Origin of the sequence: Paenibacillus sp. J23TS9 (assembly GCF_018403225.1) — a bacterium.
In the GTDB taxonomy this organism is placed as follows: Bacteria; Bacillota; Bacilli; order Paenibacillales; family Paenibacillaceae; genus Paenibacillus_AQ.
The window spans coordinates 1,609,490-1,622,499 of record NZ_BOSG01000001.1 but is presented as its reverse complement, the minus strand read 5'-3'; the positions used below and the strand labels follow the sequence as shown (position 1 = coordinate 1,622,499).

Genomic DNA, 13,010 nt, shown 5'->3' with positions numbered 1-13,010 from the left:
GTAAGGAAGAAGGAGTGAGAATAATGATGTAACTTGCATTCATCATTCATGCTAAGGAAAGCAGGTGCGAATTTTGGAGTTGAAACAATTACAGTATTTTATGGCCATTTGTGATGAACTGCACTTCTCAAGAGCAGCTGAAAAAATGGGGGTCAGCGCACCGAACGTCAGTCAACAGATCAGGAGATTGGAAGAAGAATTAGGCGTATTGTTGTTCGACCGGTTGGGGAAAACAATTGTCCTTACAGACGCTGGGGCGATTCTTCAGGAACACGGAGCTGCCGTGTTCCAGCATCTGCAGCAAGCGAGCCACGCCATTGCGGACTTAAAGCAGATGCAGGGAGGATCGTTATCCATTGGCGTCTTGCCCGGTGATGCGGACCTCATGTTTAATTCCTTACTTTTGGACTTCCATCAGGCCTATCCCACCATCTCCTTGTCCCTCCTGGAAACCATGAAAGTAACAGAACAAGTTTGCGACCGAAGCATTGATGTCGGCGTAACCATTGGACCTGTTACCGATGAGCGTCTTACTTCAATTCCTCTGTTTCATGAGGAATTTTCCTTAGCGGTAAGTAAAAATGACCCCCTAGCCTCAGAAAACTTTATACCCTTGAACAGACTGCATGACTTGAAGATGGTTACGTTCCCACCTGACCATCAATGCCGTAAGCTGATCGATCGATTTTGCATGGACAAAGGTTTTGACATTCAGCCGCATATGGTGACGACAACGTTATCTTCCCTCCTACATATGGTACAGAGCGGAGTTGGCGCCTGTGTGCTGCCGCGTCTTCTATTGGATAATCTCCACAATACAGACATCAAAGTCGTACACTTGAGGAATCCCACGCCTTCTCAAGATATTTGTTTGATCTATCGCAGCGACAGATATATAGGATACGCCATGCGAACATTTATCAAGTCTTTGAAAGCATACATCGAGACAGCTATCCGACATTCAAAGTCTTCATAGAGAAGGGGCGAGAACGATGTCAATGGTCGCACCAGATACGGTAATTTTGCGGGCGAGGTGTTATTAAGAAAGACGACCAACACGCCGACCGTTGTTACGAGGTAATAATGAGCTGAACGAAGCGGAGCATCCACATATTAGTGAAGCAGATAAATGGGATAGGCAAATAGTAATGATATTGATGCGTTAACCTCGGTCCCATGGCCTTTCCGCAGTAAAGCAGTGAACTGCTGATTTAGCAAGGAGGCAGAAGGAATGACAATTGTTCTTGTTGTAGAAGATGATGCGAATATGTCGGAAATGATCTCAATCGTTTTAAAATGCGAAGGATATCGCGTTCTGGGCGCGGTCAATGGTAAAGAGGCTCTGGAGGAAATGGAACGCTCGCCTGCGGATCTGGTCGTGCTTGACGTCATGATGCCAATCATGGACGGATGGGATTTGTGCCGAGAACTGCGTCTTTTGAGCCCCGAATTGCCGATTATCATCATTACAGCCAAGCACGAGACGAGTCAGAAAGTGAAAGGATTCGGCTTAGGTGCCGATGATTACCTCGTCAAGCCTTTCGATCCGCAAGAGTTGGTAATCCGAATCAAAGCTGTGCTGCGCCGTTACCGGATCGCGGCCGATAAGAGTGTGATGCTGGGCAGCTTCAAGCTGGATCGGCTTCGGGGAACAGTCTCGGACGGCGACGTGAATTTGAGTTTGCCGCTCAAGGAATTCGAGCTTTTATATCAGCTTGCAAGCTATCCCGGCCAAATCTTTATGCGGGAACAGTTAATCGAAGCGGTATGGGGATTTGACCACGAAGGAGACGAGAGGACGGTCGATGTTCATATCAAGCGGTTGCGGGATCGGTTCGCCGATTATTCACATTTTTTCCGTATTGTAACGATTCGCGGAATCGGATACCGATTGGAGACGGAAAGCGATGTTTAAGAGTTTATATTTAAAAATCGTATTGCTGTTTTTCGTAGCCGTAGCGATAGGTCTCGGAAGCGCCATTCCGATCACCGTTTATTTGTTTAAAGATCAGATCACACAGTCGATCCAACGTGAGTATGCGGTGCGAAACTGGTTGATATCTGATGTTTTTTCTCGATTGGCGCCAACCGAACGTGACATTTTTCTGAAACAGTTGTCCGAAGAGCAGAAGGTATCCTTGTGGATATATGATCGGAACGGCCTTCGTTACGATTATGGAAAGGCAAGCAAGCCCAACCTTACAGGCGAGGATATCCGCCGGATTCAAAACGGTGCCGAAATCGTAAGGCGAACATCTTTTCTTCCCCTACCTACGAACCTGCATATGGGTTTCCCTTTACAAACTGCGGACGAACAGTTGGCACTTATCATCCATCCGGAAGAATCTAATATTTCTCAGATGCTTATGATCTTGGGCGTTGTGATTTTGATAGTGATTGCAGTCGCCAACACCAAGTTCATTCTCTTTACCAGCGTAGTGGTAAGGCCCTTAAAAGCATTGACCGCTGCAACGAAAAAAATTGCCAAAGGAAACTATGACCTCGATCTTCAGACGACGAGCAAAGATGAATTGGGCATCTTGTCGGAGCAATTTCAACATATGGCCCGCGAGCTGAGCCAGATAGAAATGATGCGGCAGGAATTTGTATCCAATGTGTCCCACGAAATTCAAACACCGCTTGCGTCTATTTCTGGTTTTATCTCCATCCTGCAAAATGCCGGTCTAGATGAAGCTGAGCAAAGGCGTTGCCTGGACATTATCCGTCACGAAAGCATGCGATTATCCCGGCTCAGTGAGAATATGCTCCGACTGGCCGCGATTGACTCGAACCAGTGCTCCTTTTATCCGTCACTCGTTCGGCTTGACAGCCAACTCCGCCGGATTGTCGTAGCCGCAGAGCCGCAATGGGCGGACAAACGAATAAATATTCATCTCAAGCTTTCCAAAACAGCGATTCAGGCGGACGAAGACCTGCTGAGCCAGGTATGGCTAAATATATTCAGCAACAGCATTAAATTTACGCCCGAAGGCGGTGAAATCTTCATCGAGCTACAGACCAGAAATGATGAAATCGGAGTCATCATTCGAGATTCGGGAATCGGCATTGCCGAAGAAGACCGCATTCGCGTCTTCGAACGCTTTTATATGGCAGATAAATCGCATAATCGTGCAGCGGGGGGGAGCGGTCTTGGACTCGCGATTGTAAAGCGTGTTGTTGACTTGCACGGCGGACGGATCGAGATAGACAGCCCTACAGGAAAAGGAACGGTGGTTACCGTCTTTCTGCCGGCTATGTAATCCAATCCAAACAATCGAATACCAAGCAAGAGAAAAGGTGAACAATTCGTTCATCTTTTTTACATTTTATCCCATTAGGTTCATATTACGTTCATATAGGATGCGTAGTATCGGTTGCGAAGGGAGACTTCATTTCATGAGAACATACTGAATCACCAAAACGTCTATATCAATTTAGTAAAGGAGCTGTCTTTTATGAGAAACGAATCATGTGTTGTACAGACCTCTCTTGGTACACTTCAAGGGATTCGAAGAAATGATGTCATTCAGTTTCGTGGTGTTCCATATGCAGCAGCACCCGAGGGGGAAAACCGTTTCTCTCCGCCACGCCCCGTATCTGCATGGACAGGAATTCGGGATGCAAGTATTCATGGCTTTATTGCACCACAGCCACCTTCGCCATTGCGTCAAGCCATCGGAGAATCTTCTGTGCCGCCACAAGGAGAATCTTCTGTGCCGCCACAAGGAGAAAATTGTTTATCGCTCACCATCTCTACGCCTGCCATAGATCAGGAGAAACACCCTGTTGTCGTTTGGTTGCATGGCGGACATTATATGACGGGAGCAGGGTCACTGGATTGGTACGATGGGGCGGAGCTATCTAAAGCTGGAAAGATCGTTACTGTTGGCGTCAATTACCGGCTCGGCGCTTTTGGATTCTTGCATTTTCCGGGAATTAGCGATGGAACAATGGGGATATCCGATATCCTCGCAGCGCTTAAATGGGTTCAAGACCATATTGAGCATTTTGGCGGCGATCCTGATCAAGTCACGGTCATGGGACAATCCGCGGGAGCTCATGCCATTATGTGCCTATTGGCCAGGAGAGAAGCGCGAGGTCATTTTCAAAGAGCGATTTTACAAAGTCCGCCCACAAGTCTTGCTCCGTTATCAGAAGCAAAAGCATTAGAAAATGGAAGACGGCTGTTGGATATCTTGAATGTGAATCCGAAGGATCCACAAGGAATCACCGCTCAATTGAATGCAGTGTCACCTACCCAGATCATCCAAGCAACGGGGAAATTAGCTCAGGAAATTGAACGTTTTGGACAGCTTAATCTTCCTTTTATGCCTGTTTTTGATTCTCTTTCCACGACGGATCATTTTATTGAGATGGTCGCAAAAGGAGCCGGTGAAGCAGGTATTGATCTCATTATGGGTACCAATCGAGAGGAAGCCAATGTCCTTTTGGGCAACCTGAAAACGCTAGATCCGGCTATGGTGAAAGAGCGTTTTGCTTCATTGACAGGGAAAGAAGAAACAATCGAGCGATACCGCGGGCGGCGACCCGGCAGCACTGCGATCGGTCTGGTATCTGACCTCATTACTGACTATACGTTCTTGCTCCCGACTCTAAGGCTAGCAGAAGCAGCTCATGAAGCCGGCTCAAGTACATGGCTTTATCAGTTTGACTGGGCACCGCTCGGAAATCCTTTTAAAGCCTGCCATGGCATAGAACTTCCGTTTATATTCGGAAATTTCGATTCGTACAGGGATGTTCCGATAATGCATGGGGCTGATCCAGAGGTTGTTGCTGATTTAACAACCGCTATGCGCAGGGCATGGATTGAATTTATCCGAACCGGCAATCCTGGCGTTTCCATCCCCTGGGGATCCTATGAGCCGGATCTTAGGCAAACCATGCGATATGCTTCCATAATTGGTGCTGTAGGTGACTTGGCCGAATTCAATCGCTTCCTTCTACGTTAGATATGTGTCCGAGCATGTCACCCGGGTGAAGTGATTCGAGTGACATGTTCATTTTCACCACAGGCTGTCATCCATTTTACTCAATAAAACAGTTAAAGGGAGGGAGAGCATTGACAAATAAAACAGGGTTGAATAGGCTGCTGGAAATCGCCGGAGAGAAACGCGGATTGATGATCATCTCCAGCCTGTTATCTTCCCTTAGCGCCGTTTGCATGCTGGTGCCTTACGCTTCTGTCTACTTCATATTGAAAGAATTATTGGAACATGCGGCGTCGCCGGGTTTGGCAGACGGAGCGAAAATGATCCGTTTAGGCGTTATTGCTTTAATAGGTCTGGCGGTCGGCTTGGTCACAATGTATGTGGGTGGAATGATCTCTCATATCGCCGCTTTTCGTATTCTATACGGTCTAAGAGTCAGGCTTTCCGAGCATATCGGCAAGCTGCCGCTTGGCTGGTTGAACGGTAACTCGACGGGAGCCGTCAAGAAAACGTTGGAACAAAATGTGGAGAAAGTGGAAACGTTCATTGCCCATCAGCTGCCCGATCTCGTTCATGTTACTGCGACCACAGTCCTGATGATCACCGTGATGTTTACGCTTAATATTTGGCTGGCTCTTGCGTGCATATTGCCGATTATCGTCGCTTTTGCGGTTCAGATCATGCTGATCAGCGGACCGAAGACGACAGAAAACCTCAAGCTCTGCCATGATTCGCTAGAACGGATGAATGCTTCAGCCGTTCAGTATGTGCGGGGGATGCCAGCCGTCAAGGTGTTTGGGCAAACCGTGCAATCGTTTCGCCGGTTTTACCAGGACATGATCCGCTATCGTGACTATGGTGTGAAATTAACAGATCAGTTTCAACTTGGATCTTTGATTCATAAGGTGATGCTCGGCTCTATTGTCGCATTTGTTCTGCCTGTCGGCGTGTTTTTATTGAGCCGCGATCCGGGCAGCGTCGCCTTCGCCTCCGTACTGTTGTTTTTCCTGGTCATGGCACCGGGCATATCCGCTCCGATGTTTAAAATCATGTTCCTGGCTGAAACGATCAGGGATATTAACGAGGGCGTTCAGCGCATCGACCGCATATTGGCAGAAGGACATGTACCGGAACCTGAGCGGCCAAGGCTGCCGACTACTTACGAAGTTTCATTTGACCATGTTTCTTTTTCATATGCAACGGAACTTACAGATACCGATGCGCTTAGTGACATTTCCTTTACCGCCCGTCAAGGGAAAATGACGGCGATCGTAGGTCCGTCAGGGGCAGGCAAATCAACCGTTGCTAACTTGGTACCCCGTTTCTGGAACGTGAACAGGGGAACGATCCGTATCGGCGATGTGGATATCCGCGAAATCGCGACCCCTGATCTGATGAATACCGTTGCATTCGTGTTTCAGGATTCGTTTTTGTTTTACGATACCCTGTACAACAATATCGCGATCGGGCGGCCGGACGCGCTGCCGGAAGAGGTGTACGCGGCGGCAGAGGCGGCACAGTGTCATACATTCATTGAGAACCTTCCGCTAGGATTTGACACACGGATTGGGGAAGGAGGCGTCCATTTGTCCGGTGGGGAGGAACAGCGGATATCCGTAGCTAGAGCAATCCTGAAAAATGCCCCCATCCTTGTGCTTGATGAAGCGACGGCGTTCGCCGATCCGGAGAACGAACATGATATACAGCTCGCTTTAAAAGCGTTGATGAAAAACAAGACGGTCATCATCATCGCTCATCGCTTGTCCACCATTCAGGAAGCAGAGCAAATTCTCGTGATGGAAAACGGGAGAATTATCGAGCGTGGAAGGCATGAAGCCCTCATCTCGGCTAACGGCATGTATGAACGCATGTGGCGTTCCTACCATCATGCAGCAGGGTGGCATATGGGCAAAGGGGAGGAGGACACTAAATATGAGCATGCTGCGCAACATAACGGCGGATAATCCGCGCTCGCTCGTTAAACCTGTTTTCTACACGACCATTGCCAATTTGGTGATCGTAATCCCTTTGATACTGTTGATGGAAGCAGTCAGATTGATGTTCACCCCGTTTGTACATCCCGATATGCCGTCCAATATTGCACGGCTTTGGTGGGTATGCGGAGCTATGGCGGTATCGATTCCACTCATGTTCGTCTGTGAAATTCCCGCCTATCGCGCACAATACCGGGATGCATACAGCGCGGCAGCGGAGGGACGGTCACGTCTGGCCGAGCATTTGCGCAAGTTGTCACTCGGGTATCTGAACAAGCGCGATCCGGGAGATCTGGCCAATATGGTAGTGGGCGATTTCGCGATGCTGGAACATGGCATCTCCCATGTGGTTCCGCAGATGATCGGGGCTATCGTCATGCCTATTCTGGCCTTGATTGGCCTGTTATTCCTCGACTGGCGCCTCGCGCTTTCGCTGTTCGCGGCGTTGCCTTTAGCGATCCTGCTGGTGTTATTGACTTCCGGGATCCAGCGCAAATTTGGTTCGCAACATATGCGAGCCAAGATGGATGCCTCCAATCGGCTGCAAGAATACTTGAACGGTATCCAAGTGATCAAAGCTTATAACTTGACCGGAGAACGTTTTGTCCGGCTCGAAAGATCCTTCAGTGAGTTGATGCGGCAGAGCATTCGCCTCGAAGGGATGGTGGGTCCGATTATACTGAGCGCGATGACCTTTATTCGTGCCGGTCTTACCCTGATGGTCATCGTTGGCGTTCATCTGCTGCTCGGCGGTAGCCTGGATGTTATCACCTTCGTAGCGTTCCTGATCATCGGAACCCGAATTTTCGATCCGCTGACAACCGCACTCGCCGGTTATGCGGAGTTTCGCTATTTAGATCAGGCAGGCGAACGCATCGTAAAGCTATTACGGGAGCCGATCATGCAAGGAGAGCGGCAGCCCCCTTCAGATCATGATGTCGAGTTAAAGCAAGTAACATTTAGTTATCTGGATCAGCCGATCTTGCGAGACGTAAGCATAAGCATGCCGGCAGGCTCCTTCACTGCATTGGTCGGCCCTTCGGGCAGCGGCAAAAGCACCGTCCTTCGTCTCATTGCCCGTTTCTATGACCCGAATAAGGGAAGATTGACGATGGGTGGAGAGGATATTCGTGCCATGGACCCGGAAGCATTGTTCCATAATGTATCGATGGTATTTCAGGATGTATACCTCTTTCAGGATACAATTGCAGGCAATATCCGGTTCGGGCGAAAGGACGCAACGCGCGAGGAAATTGAGGAAGCGGCTCGCCTTGCTTGTTGTCATGATTTTATCCTGAAGCTGCCAAAAGGTTACGACACGATGGTAGGCGAAGGCGGAAGCACACTGTCGGGCGGAGAAAAACAGCGAATTTCCCTTGCCAGGGCGATGCTGAAAAGTGCACCGATCATTCTCCTTGATGAGGCAACGGCTTCTCTCGATCCGGAGAACGAGGTGGAAATTCAGAAAGCGATCGATCGGCTTGTGCGAGGACGCACCGTTATCGTTGTCGCTCATCGGCTCAAGACCGTGCAGCATGCAGACAAGATTGTTGTAATGGATCATGGGAGGATCGTGGAGCAAGGCAGCCATGACGAATTGATCTCATTCAATGGCCTGTATGCCCGACTGTGGAAAAGGCAGCATGGTACAAGGGAGAGTCGTTCGGAATAGAACATACAGGAAAAGGTAAGTTTTAATCGAATTTAGATATAAATCTTTATTTACTTTTCATAAAGGAGTGACTTTTACTTTGATTTGTTCAGAGACTAAAGAAATCATTGATACCTATGTCGAAGCCTATAATTCGTTTGATGTTCCCGGGATGATTAAACTCTTACACAAGGATATCCTGTTCAGAAATATTTCAAATGGTGAAATTGACATGGAGACCCATGGTATCCATGAGTTTAGAAAGCTCGCGGAAAAGTCGACTAAGATTTTCTCTAGTCGCCGTCAGACAATTATCGACTGTAATGCTATTGACGACAAAATAGAAGTGATCATTGATTATGAAGGGATACTGGCCGTTGATTTGCCAAACGGGTTAAACAGAGGAGATAAGATGCAGCTGAAAGGGAAGTCAGTATATGGAATTCAGGAAGGTAAAATATTACTTATTGAAGATTACAGTTAATTAACAAGGTGTGGTGTTTTGTTGATAACCAGCGGAAATGGTAACCGGCAAGGAGGAGGAGGCACTGAGCAGCACTGTTATTTAATCATCTGTATATCAGGCAACGCATGAATATACCGTAGAAATGGAAAACCCCGGGGCTTTGCTGCAAACGGCACCATTCGTATCTTCCACTGACACAGAGGTTGGGGATGACGTTGCCGCTACCCGGAATGCTACGGGGGTCGGCCCGGTAATTGGCGGTATTTGGTTAAGTATATTGAAAGGGAATCCATCTTCTATGTGAATATTCCCGCCGACATCGTGGCGATTCAACTATCGTTTTGAGCGATCAAGCAGTCCAAGGACGAGTCTGCAGCACGTCCAAACGACCCAGCTTTATGGGTTCCGTGATTGCCGCCTTTTGTCTGAGCGCTGGGATGTATGCAATGCTATTGTATACAGAAATACAACTAGGAATGAGGTGGAATGAAAATGAGAATAAGAGTTATAGCAATAATCTTCTGTGGTCTGTTCATCTTTCCTTTATTCAGCTCAGCGGGCAGTGATGGAAACATGCAAATTGAGCAATCTGGAGATACTGTCTTCTCCGAAGTGGATGCGTATATTGCTCGCGAAATGAAACGGCAGCATCTTCCGGGGCTGTCTATCGGGATTGTTCAGGGAGATCGCATACTTTACCTTAAGGGATATGGCCAAGCCGATCCATCGGGCCGTCCTGTAACACCTGAAACACCTTTCGGAATAGGTTCGATCGGCAAGTCGATTACTGCTATGGCCGTTCTGCAACTTGCCGAAGCAGGAAAAATCGACTTGGATACGCCTATACAACGTTATATCCCCACCAAGTATAACGGTGCAGAGTTCATTACTGTACGTCAGTTGCTTAACCAGACAAGCGGGTTCACCCAAATCTCAACTTTTAGCAATACGCTGACAAGTGCCACTGACCAAGATCAAGATGCTTTGGAGAAAAACGCCTTATCTTATGCGGAAAGATTTTTAAAGGAAACCAAGCAATCTGAACATCCCTACAGGTATTCGAACGCGAATTATGTATTGCTCGGCTATATCGTGCAACAAGTATCCGGCCAGTCCTATGGTGACTATGTACAGGAACATATTTTCAACCCTCTGTCTATGAATGACAGCTTCGTTACGCTGAATGAAGCAGCCGTCCACGGACTGGCTACGCCCTACCAACGGATCTTCGGATACAACGTTCCCTACGATGGCCCCTATGTTTATATTCCGGGAGATGCACCAGCAGGCTATCTTTATGCCAGTGCAGAGGATATGAGCCATTACTTGATTTCCCAAATGAACGGCGGACGATATGAAAATCATTCCGTGCTTTCTTCGGATGGCATTCGACTTATGCAGACCGAACCTGTTCCGGGAACGTATGCCATGGGTTGGATGACAGGACGCATTAACGGTTTACCGGTGATCGGTCAACCTGGTGGCTCGATAGGCTTCCAAGCCCAGACTTATATTGTTCCGGAACAACAACTGGGAGTTATCGTGTTCGCTAACGTACTCAACGCGATCGATTCCACTTTATTCAAATCGCACATCATCACGACTACCCATATCGCCTCCGGGGTCATAAACTTATTGAATGAACAGCCGATTGGAGGATCTGGTCTAAGCATTACGCAGAAATACTTACTTGTAAATGGATTAATGCTCATACTCAGCGCATGGTTATTATACACGACCATTCGAACAGCGAAATGCTGCCTTGGACCGCTTAGTCCTAACAATTCCGGACATACTGAAATATCTATCAAAGTTATATCAAGCATTGTTCTGGATTTTGCAGGTCTGTTTATTGTCCTGATATTGAGTATGACTCAAGTTGTGCCGGTATGGCATATTGCAACAATCTATCAGTCGGACGTAATCCTTTGGCTGAAGATAATGACTGTACTTATGGCTCTGAAAGGAAGCTTGAAAATCATTAGGTTGTTTCGGTCCATTTCGCTTGAAAAAGCATCAAGGTTGAAATTTTGAGAATCAGTGAGAAAAACTGGAGAATGATCGCTGAATAAACAAATCATGTTGGGCAGGCTGCGGAGTCTGCTTTTTATTAAGCCTGTAGAAATCAATGCGTAAAGCAAAGTTATCTTATTTAGAATAATCAATTAACAATCAAGCATTTCTTTTTAAATTCACCAGGGTGATATGGAATACAATCTCTGCGATGAATTTTACACAAAGAACACGTAGAATTCATATATTTCCCTAAGTCCTTTTATATACTTAAATTGTTTGATACAGCGAATTAAAAGGACTAGGGGTAGATTAAATGTTAAAAAAACGAGATTTGCACGAATGCTATTCACTGTATAACTTAATGATCGATCCTATGGTTTTTCCTTATGTTCGTTATAAATGCCAATCTTATGAAGAGTATTTATTCATAACCAAACAGTTGATCGTTGAAGAAGAACAGGAGACATCTATTTCTAGAACGATTTTAAATGAGATGGGACATCCCATTGGTACTGTTGACCTATATAATATTGTTAATAAAACGGGCTTCTTGGCCACATGGATTGGAACCCCGTATTTTGGAAAAGGCTATAACCAACGCGCGAAGAAATCCATTTTTGCTGAACTCTTTCTACAGCATAATATCGAAACGGTATTCATGAAGATCCGAAAACAGAATATTCGATCGAAGAAAGCGGTAGAAAAACTTCAGTATGTCAAATTAGCAAATGATACAAGCCCTGAAATATATGAATCAATAAATTCTACGGATAAAATCTATGATTTGTACCATGTGGAGCGGTTAAGCTTTTTAGCAAGCTATCATGATATGCAGTATGTGGTTGCTACGTAACAAACTTCCCCAATTGAGATCTTATACGAAGGTAGTCTTAATTATGGATTTCTTCATTGCGTGAAACCGGTAGAACGGGAGGATTTAGCGAATTTATGGTAAACTTCTAATCAAGAAGACAAGGCAAGTAAGGAGTGGACCAGTTGTTTGCAGAGCAGCGGCATCAAATCATTATTCATAAACTGAACCAAGACAAATCGATCCGGGCATCGGAGCTCATGGAGCAGTTCGGAGTTTCGTTCGAGACGATCAGACGAGACCTCGAATACCTGGAAAGCGAAGGTTACCTGCGGCGGGTGCACGGCGGAGCGATTCTGAAGGAGCCGGACTATAGCCGGGAAATTCCGCTGCCGATCCGCGAATCTATATATTTAGAAGAGAAGAAGGAGTTGGCTCACATAGCGATTCGCTATGTGACCGAAGGGATGTCCATCGCGCTTGACCCGAGTACGACCAACACTCAGATTGCGAAGGCTCTGAAGGCCAAATTCGATCAATTAACGGTTATTACAAACTCGCTTCCGATCGTGAACGAGTTAATCTCCATGCCGGGGTACACGCTGATTATGACTGGCGGCGTTATTCGTCAAGACGAGCAAAGTATCATCGGTGATTTGGCGGAAGAGTTTACATCGCGATTTCATGCAGATATATTTTTTATGAGTATGAGCGGGGTTACATTAGAAGCAGGGATTACGGATACCGGGATAGGCGAAGTTCAAGTGAAAAAAATAATGCATGCGAACGCTAAGCGATCTATTGCCCTTGCAGATAGCAGTAAGTTCGGACAAAATTCGTTTATCAAAGTATGCGGCGCAACGGAAGTTGAACGGTTTGTAACAGATTCCAAAATCGACCGGACTATCGTGGATAAATTTAGCAAGAGCGGTATCGAAATCGTATACGAATGATATGATCAAATCCAAATAACGATTCTTGGTTTCCACGAACCCGGAATCGTTATTTTTATTGCGGAATAATATATCTGCCCTTTACATCGATAACCCGCTTTCCTGGTTTGCAAATTATAGAAATTTTTGTGTATTTGATTGTGAATGTGTGCTATTATTTGTGTTAATTG

10 protein-coding genes are annotated in these 13,010 nt (G+C 46.6%); all 10 read left to right on the top strand.

Features of this window, described 5'->3' with window-relative positions; genetic code table 11:
• The first annotated feature begins 73 nt into the window (after positions 1-73).
• Entirely contained in the window at positions 74-976 is a 903-nt protein-coding gene (locus KJS65_RS07830) for a LysR family transcriptional regulator (RefSeq protein WP_213649315.1), read from the top strand.
• A gap of 255 nt (positions 977-1,231) precedes the next feature.
• On the top strand, positions 1,232-1,915 hold the full coding sequence (locus tag KJS65_RS07825) for a response regulator transcription factor (protein ID WP_213649314.1): 684 nt from the start codon (positions 1,232-1,234) through the stop codon (positions 1,913-1,915).
• Positions 1,908-3,260: a sensor histidine kinase gene (locus tag KJS65_RS07820; RefSeq protein ID WP_213649313.1), complete on the top strand. Its 1,353-nt coding sequence runs from the start codon at positions 1,908-1,910 to the stop codon at positions 3,258-3,260. The genes KJS65_RS07825 and KJS65_RS07820 overlap by 8 nt, the downstream gene beginning before the upstream one ends.
• Before the next feature lie 195 nt (positions 3,261-3,455).
• Entirely contained in the window at positions 3,456-4,970 is a 1,515-nt protein-coding gene (locus KJS65_RS07815) for a carboxylesterase/lipase family protein (protein ID WP_213649312.1), read from the top strand.
• Positions 4,971-5,080: 110 nt separating this feature from the next.
• Positions 5,081-6,913, top strand: coding sequence for an ABC transporter ATP-binding protein (locus tag KJS65_RS07810; RefSeq protein ID WP_213649311.1), 1,833 nt, complete (start codon positions 5,081-5,083; stop codon positions 6,911-6,913).
• Positions 6,882-8,615, top strand: coding sequence for an ABC transporter ATP-binding protein (locus KJS65_RS07805; protein WP_213649310.1), 1,734 nt, complete (start codon positions 6,882-6,884; stop codon positions 8,613-8,615). The genes KJS65_RS07810 and KJS65_RS07805 overlap by 32 nt, the downstream gene beginning before the upstream one ends.
• Positions 8,616-8,694: 79 nt before the next feature.
• Complete coding sequence (locus KJS65_RS07800) at positions 8,695-9,078, top strand: nuclear transport factor 2 family protein (RefSeq protein ID WP_213649309.1); 384 nt, start codon at positions 8,695-8,697, stop codon at positions 9,076-9,078.
• 474 nt (positions 9,079-9,552) lie between these two features.
• Complete coding sequence (locus KJS65_RS07795) at positions 9,553-11,094, top strand: serine hydrolase domain-containing protein (protein ID WP_213649308.1); 1,542 nt, start codon at positions 9,553-9,555, stop codon at positions 11,092-11,094.
• 295 nt (positions 11,095-11,389) lie between these two features.
• Positions 11,390-11,929, top strand: coding sequence for a GNAT family N-acetyltransferase (locus tag KJS65_RS07790; RefSeq protein ID WP_213649307.1), 540 nt, complete (start codon positions 11,390-11,392; stop codon positions 11,927-11,929).
• A 143-nt stretch (positions 11,930-12,072) separates the two neighbouring features.
• Positions 12,073-12,840: a DeoR/GlpR family DNA-binding transcription regulator gene (locus KJS65_RS07785; RefSeq protein WP_213649306.1), complete on the top strand. Its 768-nt coding sequence runs from the start codon at positions 12,073-12,075 to the stop codon at positions 12,838-12,840.
• Positions 12,841-13,010: the final 170 nt, after the last annotated feature.

What these genes read in the sequence shown, in the direction of transcription:
- KJS65_RS07820 (WP_213649313.1), top strand. Translation starts at nt 1,908, where the DNA reads ATGTTTAAGAGTTTATATTTAAAAATCGTATTGCTGTTTTTCGTAGCC.
- KJS65_RS07805 (WP_213649310.1), top strand. Translation starts at nt 6,882, where the DNA reads ATGAGCATGCTGCGCAACATAACGGCGGATAATCCGCGCTCGCTCGTT.
- KJS65_RS07825 (WP_213649314.1), top strand. Translation starts at nt 1,232, where the DNA reads ATGACAATTGTTCTTGTTGTAGAAGATGATGCGAATATGTCGGAAATG.
- KJS65_RS07795 (WP_213649308.1), top strand. Translation starts at nt 9,553, where the DNA reads ATGAGAATAAGAGTTATAGCAATAATCTTCTGTGGTCTGTTCATCTTT.
- KJS65_RS07815 (WP_213649312.1), top strand. Translation starts at nt 3,456, where the DNA reads ATGAGAAACGAATCATGTGTTGTACAGACCTCTCTTGGTACACTTCAA.
- KJS65_RS07790 (WP_213649307.1), top strand. Translation starts at nt 11,390, where the DNA reads ATGTTAAAAAAACGAGATTTGCACGAATGCTATTCACTGTATAACTTA.